The following is a 15,984-nucleotide window of genomic DNA, read 5'->3' as shown; positions in this document are numbered from 1 at the left end:
TCGCCTTCGGCTTTCAGCACGCATTGGATGCGACGGATCTGCCGCTCGGAAAGATGCAGAATCCTCGCCGCTTCCTCTTGAGTCCTCTTGCCTTCCATCACCGACGCCATCACCTTGAGCCGATCCTGCTCCTTCTGGCTCATCTCGATCCGGTCTCCCTCCATCCGCTCTCCTTCCACCCGAAGGAAAGCGGACATTTCTATCCGCCGAAGACCGGACACTACTATTCGCGTATGACAGCATAGAAGGGCGCGCCTGGAACGGCAGGGAAGCCCTGCCGCGGCTCCTGCTTGTCCGGCGGCCGGAGCGCCTGTAGAATCATCCTGCCCCTGCCCTTGAGTGCGGAGAGCGTGCCAATGAAGGTGGCCAGGAAACCGATCGGACTCTCTGACGTGCAGGCCGTGTACGGCGGACCGGAGGGGGACCTCTGGGAGCTTCTGATGGGCGAGCAGATCCACGTCGGAGGGCTTGTGTCCTCCACGGATCTGGCCGAGAGGGCCGGCATCGGCCCCGGCATGAGGGGGATCGATCTCTGCTGCTGCACCGGAGCCGGCATGCGTTTCCTGCTGAGGTTCCGTAAGGTGGATCACATGACCGGCGTGGACGCCACCCCACGATCGGTGGCGCGCGGAAGGCGACGCTGCCGCGACGAAGGGCTGGCGGGGCGCGTGGAGTTCATCCTCGCCGACGTCTGCAACAGCGAACTTCCCTCCGGCTCTGCGGATTTCGTTTGGGGAGAGGACGCCTGGTGCTATGTGGTGGACAAAGGCCGGCTCATTGCAGAGGCGGTCCGGCTGGTGCGGCCGGGCGGCGTGATCGCGTTCACAGACTGGATCGAAGGGCCTGCCGGGCTCGATGGCGATGAGGCCGAGAGGCTTCTTGCCTTCATGAAGTTCAACAACATCCAGGATCTGCAGGGGTACGGCGGCTTGCTTGCGGAGAACGGGTGCGACGTGCTGACGGCCGAATGCACGGACAGATTTGCGCCGCACGTGGACCTCTACCTTAATATGGTGAGCATGCAGTTGACGTACGACGCGATGAAGATCGTCGGCTTCGACTCGGCCGTGATGGCGCAAATCGCCGGCGAGATGCAGTTCCTGCAGCGGCTGGCGCACGAGAACAAACTCGTCCAGGGCGTGTTCGTGGCCAGAACGTGCGCAGACTGAGCAAAAGGGCGGGCGGGCATGAGGAGAGTCATATATACCTGTCCCTTTGTTCCGCCTGAGTGGGTGCGCGCGCACGGTTTCGAACCGAGCAGGATCACGCCCGGCCCGATTCCGCCCGATGCCGCGGCGCCCGGCGGCGTCTGCCCGTACGCCTGGTCCTTCCTGCACAGCGTGGTCCACTATCCCGGCGCTGCGGCCGCGTTGTTCACGACGCGTTGCGACCAGATGCGGCGTGTTGCGGAGACGGCCTCGCGTGAAGGCGATATGCCCGTCTTCCTGATGAACGTTCCCGCCACGCAGACGGCGGCGGCCCGGGGGCTCTACGTTTCGGAACTCCGGCGCATGGGGCGGTTCCTGGAGAGTTTGGGAGGGACCGCTCCTTCAGGCGAGATGATTGCCCATGCATGTCGCGAATGTCGATCCGAGACCGACGTCCCCGCCAGGGAGGATTCGGGGGACAAAGTGCGCCTCGCACTGATCGGGGGCCCGTCGGCCGGCGATATGCGAAGGCTTTCCGACCTCTGTGAGCGCGCGGGGGGAACCATCGTTCTCGACGCGACCGTCACGGGCGAACTGGCGAGGCAGGCGCCTCTCGATCTCGAAGCCGTCGGCGCAGACTTTCCGGAGGCCCTCGCTGCTGCATACTTCGGGGCCATACCGGATGCATTCCGGCGCCCGAACGACCCGTTCTACGACTGGCTCAGCTCCCGGCTTGCCGAGCGGGGCGTGCAGGGCGCCGTGTTCCGCTACTGGACGTGGTGCGATAAATGGCATGCGGAGGCCCAGAGGCTGAAGGAGTGGGCCGACGTGCCCGTGGTCGTGACGACCGCAACCGGCGAAGGCATCGACGGCCATGCGGCCTCACGGATCGAGGCGCTTGTCGAGATGCTGCGATGAACTCGTCTCCACGTCAGATCAGCCTTGAAGAGTGGGACGCGCGCCATGAGGCACTGCGCCGGGCAGGCATGGAGGAGCCCTGGTACGGAGGGCCGCTGGGCCGCCACGTGCAGGACGGAGACTTGCGCCTGCGGTCGCTGCGCTACGATAACTCGGAGGCCTCGCTGCGCCTGTGGAACCTGCTGCTGACTGAGGACGAGCGGCTCCATCGGGCCCGGGCCCAGGGGCGCAAGCTCGTCGGCGTCATGAAGGATCTCGGCACTGTCGCCGTCATGGCATGGTCTCTGCCCGGGCTGGTGGCATTCTACCCCGACGGCGCGTGGTGGATCCCGTGCGTGATGGAGCACAGCGCCGGCCTGCTGAGCATCGCGGACTCGCTCGGGATTGACGAGTCTTTCTGTCCCGTGCGCGCCATGCTCGGGGCGTTCGAAAACGGCGAGCACTTCCCGATTCCGGACCTGCTCACGTGCAGCGTCGGGGCGACGTGCGACGACTTTTCAGCCATTGCCCAGCGGCTGGAGCACATGGGCCATGCCATCACGTGGTGGGAGATGCCGGCCCGGCGCCGGCCGGATCCCGGGGAGCCCGCAGTACGCCTGCCCGGAGGATTCGTCGCGCCGGTCGAGCAGGTGGAGTTCGTCGAGAGCGAGTTGAGGCGGCTTGCCGGGCCGATGGAGGAACTGGCGGGCTGCCGGCTCTCCGAATCGCGTCTTGCCGCCGGCATCCGCCAGGTGAACGAGGTCCGCCGGCTTCTTGGCGAGCTGCGCCTGCTGGCGTACGGAAGCGACCCGTGTCCGCTTCCGGCGCTGGAGCTGCTCATCGCGGAGATGCTGGCCCTGCACTACTGCTCGGACGCAACAGAGACGCGGGCCGTGCTGCAGGGACTGCTGGCGGAGGCGCGCCGCCGGGTGGCCGCACGGGCCGGCGTGCTGCCTGCCGGTGCGCCGCGCATATTCTGGGTGAATCCCGTCGCCGACCTGCGGGTCATGAACCTGCTGGAGCAGTGCGGAGGGCGCCTGTGCGGCACGGAATATCTCTTCTGCCATTCGCTGGAGCAGATAGACGAGGCACTGCGCCCGATGGAGGCGCTCGCACGGACGGCTCTGGCGGACCCCATGGTGGGGAGCGCGGCCGACCGCGCCGAACGCATCTGCTCCGACGCTTCCGCCGCCGGCGCCGAGGCCGTGATCGTCTCGCGCATCCCCGGCGCCAGCCACTGCGCGACCGAAGGAGCGATCATCGCGGAGACCGTCGGCGAGCGGCTGGGGATCCCCTGCATCGAGATCGAAGTGCCGACGCTGTCGGACGCATACCATGCGAGCCTGTGCACGCGCCTCTCGGCGCTGACCGAGGCGGTTCATCAGAGGAGAGAGAAGTGATCTGCGCCGGCATCGACGCGGGCTCGAGAGCGATCAAGATCGTGTTGCTTGAGACTGACGGCCTGGAGGTCCGAGGGAGCGGCAAGACCGACCAGGGGACCGACCAGGATGATCGGGCTCAGCGCCTGCTCGACCGGCTGCTGGCCGAGAACGGGCTGGCGCGGTCCGATCTGGCACGTACCGTGGCGACCGGCTACGGACGCAACATCATCGGTTCGGCGGACACAACCGTCACGGAGATCACCTGCCACGCGCGCGGAGTGCGTCACGTTCTACCCGACACGGCGACGATCGTCGACATCGGCGGGCAGGACAGCAAGATCATTAAGCTGCACGAGAGCGGGGCAGTGCGGGATTTCGCCATGAACGACCGGTGCGCGGCCGGGACGGGGTGTTTTCTCGAAATGGTCGCTCGGAAGCTCGACGTGCCCCTGGATGAACTCGGGCGCCTGGCGAGCAGGAGCCGCGAACGGGTCGCCATCAGCAACGTATGTGTTGTCTTCGCCGAGACGGAGATCATCGGCCTGCTGGCGGACGGCGCGGCGGCCGAGGACATCGTGGCGGGCGTGCAGGCCGCCGTCGCAGGGCGCATCGCCACGATGGCCGGCCGAAAGGTCAGCTCGCCGACCGCGCTGACAGGCGGCGTGGCCCTTGTCTCCGGCATGGACCAGGCCCTTTCGCGCGTGCTTGGCCAGCCGGTACGGATCGCACCGGAGCCGCAGATGACAGGGGCTCTCGGCGCCGCCCTTCTTGCGGCCGACGGGGCTGGCAGGGATCGCCGATAGAATGCTCTGCCCGGCCGGCCGCAGTCAGGCCGGGGCCTGCGGATCGGCCGCCCCCGCCGGGTCCTGGCGGTAGAATTCGGCCAGCTCGGCGTAGAGCTCGGGATGGCGGCGGCGCAGCGGGAGGGGCTTGGTGAAGAAGCACTCGGTGGCCACGGCGAAGAACTCGGCCATGTCCTCCGCTCCGTATTCGTCGAGGACCGTCGGACGGCCGCGCGCCGCATCCCGGCGAAGGCGCTCATACTCCCTGCCGAGCACGCGGCCCCAGGCGAGGTACATGCTTCGGCGGGGGAGCGCGGGAATGCCGTTTTCGGCGCCGTCTTCCTCGTCGAGCTTGTGGGCGAATTCATGGAAGACCACGTTGCGCCCGTCGCGGATATCCGTCGCGTCCGACGCTACTTCGTCCCAGGCCAGCACCACGGGGCCGTGCCGCCAGGCCTCGCCGAGGCGCGCTTCGGGGCCTTCCGACACTACGCCGTCCTCGTGCGTGCGGCGGGTGTGGGCCACGTAGGTGCCCGGGTAGACGAGGACCGTGCGCAGGCCGGGGTAGCAGCCGGTCTCGCGGTGCAGCAGCAGGATGCAGGCCTGCGCGGCGATCGTCACGCGCATCTCGTCGGTGATCTCGAGCCCGCCGCAGCCCTCGAATTCCTTTTCGGCCACGAACACCAGTATGTGCCCCTGCAACTCGCGCCGGTCCTCCGGCGTGAGCCGACCGTAGAACGCCACGTTCCTTTCCAGGATGCGGAGCCAGTCATCCGGAAAGGCCTCCTGGCGGAGCTTCTCTCTGCGCCGGTTTTTCGAGAATCCCAGCGTCATTGTGATTTCCGTGCCTGCGTATCCTACTCACAGGATACGCCAACCGCAGTCCGATTCCGCTGACAAAAGGGGTTGGGATCGGAAGTGGTCCTGGGCTACTTCGCTCCACTCCCGGTCGGGATGCCGCTTTCCGCGGGAGCGCTGACGGGCTTCGGGCGTGAAAAGGGCGTCTGCACGTGGAGCGACTCGCACCGGGTGCATTCGAAGCAGCGGATGCAGCGTGAGCTGTTCGGCGACGCGGCGGGATCGACGCCGTAGCGGCATTCCCGCGCGCAGCGCCCGCATTGCGTGCACTTCTCCCGGTCCACACCGAGGGAGACAAACGATAAGCGGTTCAGCAACCCGTAAACTGCGCCGAGTGGGCAGAAGAGGCGGCACCAGGGTCGCCACGTGAGGAACATCGCGGTCAGGATCAGCACCACGATGACGATCTTGACGGTATTCGGCCAGATGATGGCGTCGCCCGCAAGGGCGGCCTTTGCGATGCTCGGGCCGGCGCCCTCCAGGGCGCCGACGGGGCAGAGACGGCAGAGGAAGAGGGCATGGTCCTTGCCGAAGAGGAACGGCAGGATCAGCACGAGTGCGAGCAGCACGGCGAAACGAATGTAACCCGACCAGGCCGGCAGGCGGAACTTCGGCGTCGGGAGGCGGCCGATGAGGTCCTGCAGGAACCCGAACGGGCAGATCCACCCGCAGACCAGCCCGCCGATCAGGCCGCCCACGAGAAGGAGCGTGCCGAAGGCCAGAAACGGAAACACATGGAGCGCGCTGAAGTTCGCAATGATGCCGATGGGGCAGGCGAACGACGCGAGCGGGCAGGAGTAGCAGTGGAAGACAGGCGCGCAGACGTTGTGGGCGCGCAGCCCCAGCGGTCCGAGCCAGACGAAAAGAAACCCCGTCTGTACGAGGGCCCGCCAGCGGGACAGCCTTGCCGTGAGCGGCGGTTTCTTCGGTTCGGCCATGGCCACCATGGCCCGGGCTCAGCCCAGTCACGTAGGGCACTGCGAGGGCGGCCGGCCGGTGTAGGTCCGCTCGATCTCCCCGTGGGGATTGCGGGTCACGCCGCCGAAACTGGCCTCGCGGATCAGCTCGGGCTCCGAAGTATCGAGGGTGATGATCTCGACCAGCCCGGGGACGGCGTCCGGCGGAAGGTCGGGCGGGCCGAAGTCGGGAAACTCCGCCCAGGGATCGGGGTTGAGCGCGGGCGCATCGACTTTCTGCTCCATGAGAACGGGCAGACGATGGAACGCGGCTCCGAAGGCGATCATGGCGCCGGCGATCAACAGGACCGCGGGCAACGCAACGAGACGGGCCAGCCTCGCCGGCCGGCCTCCTTGCCGGTCGCCGTCGCTCTGGACTGTCTGCTTCACCTGACTCCTCGGCTCAAAGTCCCGAAGGTCGTGGCGGAGGCGAATGGGAATCGAACCCACCCAGGACTCTCTCGAGCCCCACACTGGTTTTGAAGACCAGGAGCACCACCAGGCACTATTCGCCTCCGTTGCGCTTCAACTCGTCGTAGAACAGCATCAGGGGTGAGCCGCCGAACGAGATGGCCAACCAGGCGGCTTCGTCGATCTCCTCCTGCGATATGCCCATCTGCCGGGCCTTCGCAATGTGCATGCGTGCACAGGGCGCGCATTTCGCCAGCACGGAGAGGGCGATGGCGACGATGCGCTTGGTGTACGCGTCCAGCCCGCCCGGGGCATTGGCCGCGCCCAGGAAGGCCTGGAACTTCTGCCGAACGCCCGCCACGCCGTCCGCCGTTCCGGGTGCGGCGCCCTGGGTCGGCGCGCAACACTCCTCTTCCGCCGGTTGCATACAGCAGTCCTCCGTCTCAGAAGGGGCGGTGGCCGGTGCGGCCGGGACCGCCGGGCGTGGCGTCGCCTCCGGCAGCGTTCGGGCGCCCGTCGTCTTCAAGACCATGCGTCCCGTACCGCGTGCCGTGACGCGGCCGATGACGGCGGCCCGGGCGCAGCCTGCGGCGCGGAGTTCGGCGACGAGCGCGCGGGCCTCCTCCGCCGGCAGGGCGATCAGCAGCCCGCCGGATGTCTGCGGATCGAAGCAGAAGTCCAGGGCCACAGGCGGCATGCCGTCCAAGGCGTCGACGTTTCCGCCGGACGCTTCGCGATTGCGCTCCACGCCCCCCGAGAGCACTCCGTCAACGGCGCACTGCAGCGCGCCGTCGAGCAGCGGCAGGTCGTCCCAGACCACCTCGACGTCCACTCCGCTGGCGGCGGCCATGGCCGTCAGATGGCCGGCCAGGCCGAAGCCCGTCACGTCCGTGCAGGCGTGGGCGCCGAAACGCAGCATCAGTTCGGCTGCGGCCCTGTTCAGGGCGGTCATGGAGGCGGCGGCCTGCGCCATGTCCTCATCGGCCGCCCGGGCGATCTGTGCGGCAAATGCGAGTATGCCGGTGCCGAGCGGTTTGGTGAGAACCAGTGCGTCGCCGGGGCGCGCGCCGGCGTTGGTCATGATACGATCGGGGTCGATGAGGCCCGTGACGGCGAACCCGGCCTTCAGTTCGGCGTCTTTGATGCTGTGTCCGCCGATGACCGGCACGCCGGCTTCGGCCATCTTGTCGATGCCGCCGCGGAGAACGTCGGCCATAACATGGTCGGGCACGGCGCCGACGGGAAAGCCGATGATCGACAGTGCCGAGATTGGCCGGCCGCCCATGGCATAGACGTCGCTCACGGAGTTGGCCGCGGCGATCTGCCCGAAGAGATACGGATCGTCGACCGACGGCGTGAAGACATCCACGGTCTGCACCATCGCCGTGTCGTCGCTCAGCCGGTAGACGCCCGCGTCGTCGCCTGCCGGCATGCCCACAATCACCCGGGGATCATCGACGGTCGGGAGCCCGCGGAGGATGGTGCGGAGCATGCCCTGGTCGACTTTGGACGCACAGCCGGCGCTTTCGACCAGCCGGGTCAGCCGCACCGGCCCCGACTCCGCCGGCAGGTGCTCGCCTGCGCACAGGCAGACGTTGCGTGTCTTCAGGAGGTCGCACGGGCAGGGCTTCTTCGGGTCGCAGATGCAGTGCCCGAGGCGCATGGAGCGCTGCATCACGCGCCTGCGGCGTTCGGTGTTGATCATAGCCGCCTACCCCTGTTGGTACTGAGCACGGGATTGTAGCGCTTGATCGGCATCGGCGCAACGTGCCTCGGCGGCGATCAGCGCGGCGCCCAGCGCGACGGCTGTCTGCGGGCTCTGCGGCACCATCAGGTCGGCCTTCAACTCCTCGCGAAGGGCGCGGACCATGCAGGGGTTCCGCGCAACGCCGCCGACGAAGAGCGTGCGGTCGCGGAGGTCGATCCGGGAGGCCATGGCGGCCACGCGGCGGGCGGTCGCCAGGTTGAGCCCGAGGGCGATCCGGCGCCGGTCCTCGCCGCGCGCGATGAGCGAAATGACCTCTGATTCGGCGAACACCGTGCACATGCTGTTGACGGGAACCGGGCGGTCGTCGACGTCCGCGGCGAACTCCTCGATGGTATAGCCAAGCGCCCGCGCCATGACCTCCAGGAAACGGCCCGTTCCCGCGGCGCAGCGGTCGTTCATTTCGAACCGCCCGAAGCCGCCTTCGCCGGCCAGTTCGACGGCTTTCGTGTCCTGACCGCCGATGTCGATGACGCTGCGGCAGTCGGGCGCCAGGCAGCGGGCGCCGCGGGCGCAGGCACGGATCTCCGTAACGACGGGGCAGGGCAGCCGGGCGCCCACGAGCCGCCGGCCGTAGCCAGTGGCGACGATGGAGTCGGCAGGCGAAGCGGCCAGGGCATTCAGCACCCGGTCGAGCGGTTCGACGCCCGTATCGAACACCTCGGCCCGCGCAAGCTGCCCGTCGTCCAGCCAGACGATCTTCGTTGTGCGCGAGCCCACGTCTATTCCGGCCGATATCATGCAAGGTCTCCGTATCAGACGCCGACGCTTTCCAGCAACGCCTCGACGCGCGTCCGGATCTGTCCGGTGTCTTCGCCTCCGTAGTCGGACACGATGGTGAGCGACGGGATGCCGGCCCGGCCGAGCGTGTCGGCGATGCGGACGGACTCGACGTTGTAGGCGTGGCAGAACTGCAGGACGTACTGCACGACCGCATCGGCGCGGCACTCGCGCGCCATCTCCGCCACGCGTTCCACGCGCTCGGTGTTGGGGGAGAAGCAGGCACAGTCGATCCGGAAGTAGCGGTCGGCCAGAGCCTCGAGCCGCTCCTGGAGCGACCGGCCGTTCTCCTCCACCAGGTGGCGGTAGTAGCGGCTGCCCGTGCAGCTTTCGTCGCCCACGACGACGGCGCCGGAGGACTCGATCACGTGGTGCAGCTTCCAGTTGCCCATCACGGCGGGGCATCCGCTGACGAGCACACGGCGGGCGCCGGCGGGGAAGGGCGTGTTCCCGTTCCGCATCCGCTCATGGAGTTCCGCCAGCAGTCCTTCGAGCGCGTCGCAGAAGCGGCGGGGTTCGTCGATCAGGGCCACCTGCATGACCACCAGCGCGTCGGTGCCGCTGATGGGCGGCCGGTCGGCCGTCCGCAGTTGGGCCAGTTCGGCCAGCAAACGCCGCTTGCGATTCATGACCCGGATCGCCTCTCCGAGCGCGTCGGCCTCGATCCGGCGGCCGGTCAGCTCCTCGACGCGCGTCCGGAACCCCAGCACCTCGCTGAGCCAGAGGCGGCGCGCCGCATCCGTCTTCGTCTGCGGGAGTTCCAGCACGTGGATGTTCGTGCCCAGCGCGGCCAGGAGGTCCCAGGTCTTCTTCTTGGCGTCGCAGGTCGTCTCGCCGACGGCCATGTCCTTGACCGGCCCGTAGGGGCAGGTCTTCGAGAAGGCCAGCCCCAGCGTGGATTTCAGCAGCGGGCAGATGTCGCGGGGCAGTCGCTTTTCGGCATAGGGGACGGAGAAACCGGTGCCGCCGCAGAGCGCGAAGGGAATGGCGCCGGCCGCCAGCACGATCTCCTCCGGCACGTAAATGCAGAACGTCCCGAGCATGCGAGCGCCCCGGTCCCGGGCGTCGGCGATCTCCTTCACCCGCGCCCCGTGAGATTCATGCACGGCCTGGTCGAAGTACTCCATCGCCTCCGGGCGCGTGCGTTGTGAAAGCACCGCCTCGGCATAGGACTCGCCGATGGACTCCAGGAGCCGGTCGTGGAGCCCCACGTCGAGGCCCAGCTCGGCGAGGAATTCCCGATGATCGTGCACGATCAGTGCCTCCAGAGAATTGGAGAGCGGGATATGGTCAAACAAGACCGGCGCCCGCCTCTTGCGAGGAAGCGGGCGCCGGCCTTGCCATGGGAGACGAGTACCCAAAGCGCGCTACTCCCGGCCGCCGGTGTGTTCCTCCAGGAGCTTGAGCATCTGCGCCCGACTCGGTCCGCGCACCATTGCGGCCGGCGTTGCGCCCTGTCGGCTGACGGCTTTCGGGTCGGCTCCCTTCTCGAGCAGCAGCCGGGCGATTTCAACGCGTCCGAGCGCCGCAGCGTAGTGGAGCGGACTGTGTCCGCCGCTGTCCGAAAGCGACACATCCGCGCCTCGCTCGATGAGCAGCCCGGTGACATCGTCACGGCCATGCATCACCGCCAGCATCAGAGGAGTGCGACCGGCCCGGTCCACCGCGCTCAGGTCCCCGCCTGCGGACAGAAGGAACTCAACGATCTGCGCATTTCCGCCTTCGGCCGCCGCATGCAGGAGCGTTCGCCCTTGCGCGTCCCGGACGTTTGAATCCTTCCGCTCTTGAACATGGCGTCGCAGGGCAGCCAGATCGCCGCGCGTTGCCGCTCCATGCGCATCATCCGTCGTAATCCGCCGCTGTTTGTCGACAAAGAACCAGAGCTCGTTGTCGGCGAGCTCGAACGGCCCCGTTTTCGGGGTCACTTCGATCCGCAGCCTTCCTTCCAGTCCTTTGGGTACTCGCCACGAGTACTGGCACGTGCCGCCTCACCCATACTCGAACGTGCCGGCGGCCAGTTTGTCGCCGGCCTCATTCAGTATCTCGAAGCCGGGTGCGCCCTGGCGCCGGCCGTTGCGGTCCGCGCCGGCGGAGTACGTCTCCCCGGCCCGGCCGCTCAACGAGAAGCCGAAGTAGACCTGGCCCCCGGCTCCCGTCGGCTCGATGTGGCATTGCAGGGGCTCGCCCGCCTCGACGGTGGTCGTCTTGCCGGCGGCGATCCGGATGTCCGCCAGGCCGCCCGCGTCGCCCGGGGCGCTCAGGGTCCATGTCTCGTTGCCTTTTTGGCGGCTCAGGAGAACCTCCACCGTCCGGTAGTTGCCGGACGGAAGAGAAACGGGGGACTCGGCGCTCGTGACGACGTGCACCCCGGAGTCGGACCACAGCGTCAACTGCGCGTTGTCGCCGTCGATGGCCAGCGTGCCAATCTCCGGGGCCGCCTCTGCGATGCGCACGGACGAGCCGTCCGGCGCGAACTCGAACTCGTAGTGAGCCTCGCCCACGCGGACCATGTGGGGGAGGGGAAAGACCTCGGACGGACCCGACCGGGATGCCTGCATGCGGCCGTCCCGGTTCAGGTCGATGGCCATCCAGTCCGTGCCCTGCAGTCCGGGGGCGCCGAACCGATTGTCGTAGCGCCCGTCCAGGGTCGCGTCGACCACGTGCACGGAGTACTGCACGCCGGCCAGCTCGACCTCTGCGGCGCGGTAGGAGGCCGGCGTCACCTCCATGTATCCGAAACCCGCGGACTGGTGATAGACGTGCATCTGGAGGTCGACCGTGCCGCCCCCCGGCATCGTCAGGGTGACGGGCTCGAACGCCGGCTGATCGGACGTTGCCCGATCGCCGGCGCGCGCGGCGCGGACCGCCAGGGGGATCTCGTCGGACAGATCCCCGTCCAGATTCCGGTCGACGAACAGCCTCGGCTCCGGCTGCAGGTCGCACAGCATGGCCACCTGGGTCTCGCCGAACGTGGCGACGTAGTACATGGCCTGGGCGGACACCTTCGGCGACGCCGTCACGGAGGGCGGCCTCTCAGCCTGGCCGTGGGCATACCGGCTCGCGAAGGCCGCCACGGGCGGCGGCTCTCCGGAGAAGGGGACTCGGGTGAGCGCAAACTCGCCCTGACCGTGAGCCACCGGACAGAGCCCCACCGCCAACAGGAGGCCAAGCATGCCCAGACCTCGCGTTCGCATCGTTCTCCCTCCTCTCGGAAACTGCCGCCCAACCAGTATACGCGATTCGGGCGGATCTATGCGCCCGAAAATGGGGTCCTTGCGCCGTGCGCCTGTCCGACCATAGAATGCTGTGGTTGCCGGGGTGCTTCCATGGGAGGTGGCCGCCTTGTCCCAACCGAATGACGATCTGCTGCGTGGCATTCCCTCCGTGGATGCGCTGCTCCGCGAGCCCGCCCTGGCCGAATGGGCCGGAGGGGCGCCCCGGGCCGTGGTCGCAGCGGCGGTTCGCGAGGCGGTCGAGCACGTGCGGGAGGCGCTGCTTTCCGGCGATTGCCGGCCAACGAACGAAGCGGAGGTTCGCCAGGCGATTCTGGCGCTCGCTGCGAGCCGGCTCCGTGTCGCTGCCCGCCCGCACTATCGCCGGGCCATCAACGCCGCCGGCATCATCCTGCACACCGGACTCGGCCGGGCGGTGCTTCCCACAGAGGCATTGCGGCGCATCGGGCAGGAACTTGGCGGCTACTCGATCCTGCAGCTGGGTGTGGAATCCGGGAAGCGCTCCCGGCGTGATGCCCGGATCGAATGGCTTCTGCAGCTCCTGACGGGCGCCGAGGCCGCCACGGTCGTCAACAACAACGCGGCGGCCACGATGCTGGTGCTCAATACCGTCGCGGCCGGGCGCGAGGTGATCGTCTCGCGCGGACAGCTCGTGGAGATTGGCGGCTCGTTTCGGCTGCCGGACGTGATGGCCGCGAGCGGCGCGCGCATGGTCGAGGTCGGCACGACCAACCGCACCCATCTGGGCGACTACGAGCGCGCCGTCACCGAGAACACCGCCGCCATCCTGCGCGTGCACCCGAGCAACTACCGGATCACCGGTTTCACGTCCGAGGTGCCGCTGGCCGACCTGGTGGCGCTGGGTGGCCGGCACAACGTGCTGGTCATCGACGACGTCGGCGCAGGCTCGCTCATCGACTTGTCCCGTTTCGGCTTCACGAAGCAGCCAACACTTCCCGAGTCCATCCGCACGGGAGCGGACCTGACGACCTCCAGCGGTGACAAGCTGATGGGGGCCTCCCAGGCCGGCCTCATCCTCGGGCGCAGAACCCTGATCGAGGCGGTCCGGAAGAACCCGCTGGCCCGCGCGCTGCGCGTCGGCAAGCTGACGCTCTCCGTGCTGGAGACCGCGCTCACGCTCTTCCTTGACGGGGAGCGGGCGCTGAGCGACGTGCCGACGCTGGCGATGGTGCGCCGACCCTACGAGGAACTGGCCCGGCAGGCCGAGCGGATCGCGGCCGCTGTGCGAGAGGAGTCGGCGGACTTCGAGGTGGATGTCTGCGACGGGGCCTCGCAGATGGGCAGCGGCTCTCTGCCCGGCGAAGACCTGCCCACCCGGCTCGTGACCATCCGGCCTCGCGGCGTCTCGGCGGACGAACTGGCGCGCCGGCTGCGCCTCGGCGAGCCCCCGGTCTTCGCGCGCATTCGGAACGACGAGGTCTGCATGGACCCGCGCACGCTCCTGGCCGGCGACGAGGAGGATCTGGTCGCCGCCGTGCGCATGGCACTGTCGGCGGGGCGATGAGATGGCGCTCGCGCATCCCAACATCACGCTGGGCACCGCCGGCCACATCGACCACGGCAAGACGGCCCTCATCCGCTTCCTGACCGGTTGCGAGACCGACCGGCTGAGGGAGGAGAAGGAACGCGGCCTGTCCATCGACCTGGGCTTCGCCCCCTGCACGATCGGCGGCCGCATGGTGGGCATCGTGGACGTGCCGGGGCACGAGGCGTTCGTCAAGACCATGGTCGCCGGCGCGTGCGGTATGGATGGTGTCATCCTTGTCGTCGCCGCCGACGACGGCGTAATGCCGCAGACGCGCGAGCATCTCGAGATCGTGACGCTGCTCGGCGTGCGCCACGGCTTGGTGGCGCTGACGAAGGTCGACCGGGTCGATGCGGACCACATGGCGCTCGTCACGGACGAACTGCGGGGCTTCCTCCGCGGCACGTTCCTCGAGGGCGCGCCGATCATCCCGATGTGCAACCTGACGGGCGACGGGTTTGAGGCGTTCTACCGGGCGCTGGACGCCCTCGTGTCGTCGATCACGCCCAGGCGGACCGACGGCGTCTTCCGCCTGCCGGTGGATCGGGCGTTCTCCGCCCGCGGGCACGGCACCATCGTCACCGGGATCCCCATCTCGGGCACCGTCAGCGTGGGCGACGAGGTCGAGTTGCTGCCTCACGGCGAGCGCAGCGAGGTCCGGGCCATCGAGGTCTACGGCGAGGAGTCCGGTCGGGCGGTGGCCGGCCAGTGCGCGGCGCTGAACGTCCGGCGCTGGGACCATCGCACGATCGGCCGCGGCGATGCGGTTGCGGCCGCCGGCTACTTCGCGCCCGCCGAGTGGTACGCCGGCCGGCTCGAACTCCTGCCGCACCCCGGCCTGGTCCTGGAGACGGGCGCGCGCGTCGTTCTGCATACGGGCACGTCGGAGGCCGGCGCCACGCTCCATCTCATCGAATCGGACCGCCTGACCGCCGGGCAGTCCGGCCTGGTGCAGTTGCACGTGCAGAAGCCGGTCGTGGCCGGCCCCGGCGATCGTTTCATCCTGCGTCTGCCGACGCCCTTGCGCACGGTCGGCGGCGGCATGATCATCGAGGCCCTCGAGCGGCGGCTCAAGCGGACCCGGTTCGAGGTGCGAGACGACCTGAAGGCACGGGCCGATGCCGTCGGCGATCCGGCGCGTTTCGTGGAGTACTGCGTGCTGGCCGCGCGGGCCGGCCTGTCGCGGTCGTCCGAGCTGTCGATCCGAGCGAAACTGCCTCCCGGCCGCCTGCAACAGGTTCTGGCCGCGTTGGCCGCATCCGGCCGCATCGTGGCGGTCAAGCCCGACGTCTACGCCCACCGCGAGTCCCTGCGGCGCGCTGGCGAAGCGGTCGTGACAGGCGTACGAGCGCACCACGAGGGGGCGCCGCAGAGCGTGGGAGTGCCTGCGGACGACATCGGCGCGCTTGCCGGCCTGCCGGTGGAACTGGTGGACGCCGCGGTGTCGTTCCTTCTCGCGGAGGGCACGCTTGTGGAAGCGGCCGGGCGGCTGGCGCTGCCGGGGCACTCGGTGGATCTGTCGGCTGACGACAGGGTGCTTCTCGACCGCATCGAAACTGCCTTCAGGGACGCCGGGTTCTATCCGCCCGAGGCGGACGACATGGCGGCGCAGGCGGGGACCTCGCCGCAGAAGGCTTCATGGGCCCTGCAGACGCTTGTCGACCACGGCATCCTGGTGCCGGTGGAGAAGCTGTTCTTTCATCGCGACGCGGTCGCGCGCGCCCGGGGGATCCTGGAGTCTTACCTGCGGGACGAGGGGCGCCTGGAGAGCGTGAAGTTTAAGTACCTGCTGGACACCACGCGGAAATACGCCATCCCGCTGCTGGATTACTTCGACCGGGTAGGCGTCACCCGGCGCGTCGGCAATACGCGCTATCCGCCTCACCGGGGTTGAGCAGCCGGCCGGGACGCCTGCGGGGGGGGCAGCGCCGTGCGTGTCTGGCCCCCCATGGGTAGCCCGGGCGTCCTCGATGGGTAGCCCCGGGCGTCCCCGCCCGCGGCGCGTGCACGCACAGTCGCTGCCCCGCGGCGCACCCGCGCCAGTCTGCTCGTTCAGGGCAAGGAGAGCGTGCTGATCGATGCCTCGCCGGACCTGGCCGCGCAGCTCGAGCGCGAGCGCATCGAACGCCTGGACCGCATCTTCATCACCCACTGGCACACCGACCACGTCGCCGGACTGCCGGAGCTGGCCGAGCCGTCGGCGCTATGCAGATGGCCTCCCCTTGA

General features: G+C 68.6%; 16 protein-coding genes and 1 tRNA gene. 7 read left to right on the top strand and 10 right to left on the bottom strand.

Annotation, left to right across the window (positions count from 1 at the left end):
- The coding region (locus tag GXY85_05245; protein NLW50235.1) for a helix-turn-helix domain-containing protein at nt 1-143 on the bottom strand (143 nt) is incomplete at its 3' end.
- Between the two features lie 213 nt (nt 144-356).
- Here GXY85_05245 and GXY85_05240 point away from each other — a divergent pair.
- From GXY85_05240 to GXY85_05225, 4 genes are read left to right on the top strand one after another with little or no spacing between them, the layout of a single operon-like run.
- Entirely contained in the window at nt 357-1,169 is an 813-nt protein-coding gene (locus GXY85_05240) for a methyltransferase domain-containing protein (GenBank protein ID NLW50234.1), read from the top strand.
- An 18-nt stretch (nt 1,170-1,187) separates the two neighbouring features.
- A complete protein-coding gene (locus GXY85_05235) occupies nt 1,188-2,066 on the top strand; it encodes a 2-hydroxyacyl-CoA dehydratase (GenBank protein ID NLW50233.1) in 879 nt (292 codons plus the stop codon).
- The gene (locus GXY85_05230) at nt 2,063-3,445 is read left to right on the top strand and encodes a 2-hydroxyacyl-CoA dehydratase (GenBank protein ID NLW50232.1); all 1,383 of its coding nucleotides are present in this window, start codon (nt 2,063-2,065) and stop codon (nt 3,443-3,445) included. Before GXY85_05235 ends, GXY85_05230 begins: the two co-directional genes overlap by 4 nt.
- Complete coding sequence (locus GXY85_05225; protein ID NLW50231.1) at nt 3,442-4,230, top strand: 2-hydroxyglutaryl-CoA dehydratase; 789 nt, start codon at nt 3,442-3,444, stop codon at nt 4,228-4,230. Before GXY85_05230 ends, GXY85_05225 begins: the two co-directional genes overlap by 4 nt.
- 24 nt (nt 4,231-4,254) lie before the next feature.
- Here GXY85_05225 and GXY85_05220 read toward each other — a convergent pair whose 3' ends face one another.
- From GXY85_05220 to GXY85_05180, 9 genes are all read right to left on the bottom strand, one after another.
- A complete protein-coding gene (locus tag GXY85_05220; protein ID NLW50230.1) occupies nt 4,255-5,043 on the bottom strand; it encodes a zinc-dependent peptidase in 789 nt (262 codons plus the stop codon).
- Nucleotides 5,044-5,138: 95 nt separating this feature from the next.
- Entirely contained in the window at nt 5,139-6,005 is an 867-nt protein-coding gene (locus GXY85_05215; GenBank protein ID NLW50229.1) for a 4Fe-4S binding protein, read from the bottom strand.
- A 27-nt stretch (nt 6,006-6,032) separates the two neighbouring features.
- Nucleotides 6,033-6,413, bottom strand: coding sequence for a hypothetical protein (locus GXY85_05210; GenBank protein NLW50228.1), 381 nt, complete (start codon nt 6,411-6,413; stop codon nt 6,033-6,035).
- A 31-nt stretch (nt 6,414-6,444) separates the two neighbouring features.
- Nucleotides 6,445-6,540, bottom strand: a tRNA-Sec gene (locus GXY85_05205).
- Complete coding sequence (gene selD / locus GXY85_05200; protein ID NLW50227.1) at nt 6,529-8,139, bottom strand: selenide, water dikinase SelD; 1,611 nt, start codon at nt 8,137-8,139, stop codon at nt 6,529-6,531. The genes GXY85_05205 and selD overlap by 12 nt, the downstream gene beginning before the upstream one ends.
- A gap of 6 nt (nt 8,140-8,145) precedes the next feature.
- Complete coding sequence (locus GXY85_05195) at nt 8,146-8,940, bottom strand: 3-hydroxyacyl-ACP dehydratase (GenBank protein ID NLW50226.1); 795 nt, start codon at nt 8,938-8,940, stop codon at nt 8,146-8,148.
- A 14-nt stretch (nt 8,941-8,954) separates the two neighbouring features.
- Entirely contained in the window at nt 8,955-10,277 is a 1,323-nt protein-coding gene (locus GXY85_05190) for a 2-hydroxyacyl-CoA dehydratase (protein ID NLW50225.1), read from the bottom strand.
- A gap of 69 nt (nt 10,278-10,346) precedes the next feature.
- The gene (locus GXY85_05185; protein ID NLW50224.1) at nt 10,347-10,904 is read right to left on the bottom strand and encodes an ankyrin repeat domain-containing protein; all 558 of its coding nucleotides are present in this window, start codon (nt 10,902-10,904) and stop codon (nt 10,347-10,349) included.
- Between the two features lie 63 nt (nt 10,905-10,967).
- A complete protein-coding gene (locus GXY85_05180; protein ID NLW50223.1) occupies nt 10,968-12,173 on the bottom strand; it encodes a hypothetical protein in 1,206 nt (401 codons plus the stop codon).
- A 139-nt stretch (nt 12,174-12,312) separates the two neighbouring features.
- On the opposite strand from GXY85_05180, the gene GXY85_05175 reads away from it, so the two are divergent.
- The 3 genes from GXY85_05175 to GXY85_05165 all read left to right on the top strand — a co-directional run.
- Complete coding sequence (locus GXY85_05175) at nt 12,313-13,737, top strand: L-seryl-tRNA(Sec) selenium transferase (GenBank protein ID NLW50222.1); 1,425 nt, start codon at nt 12,313-12,315, stop codon at nt 13,735-13,737.
- A 1-nt stretch (nt 13,738) separates the two neighbouring features.
- Nucleotides 13,739-15,652, top strand: coding sequence for a selenocysteine-specific translation elongation factor (gene selB, locus GXY85_05170; GenBank protein ID NLW50221.1), 1,914 nt, complete (start codon nt 13,739-13,741; stop codon nt 15,650-15,652).
- 150 nt (nt 15,653-15,802) lie between these two features.
- Nucleotides 15,803-15,984, top strand: a 182-nt coding sequence (locus tag GXY85_05165) for an MBL fold metallo-hydrolase (protein NLW50220.1), incomplete at its 3' end; no start/stop codon positions are given.

The sequence above is a fragment of the Candidatus Brocadiaceae bacterium genome, assembly GCA_012728835.1.
Lineage (GTDB): Bacteria > Planctomycetota > Brocadiia > SM23-32 > SM23-32 > JAAYEJ01.
Note: the sequence above shows the minus strand (reverse complement) of the source record. Positions and strands in the feature narration are given on the sequence as shown.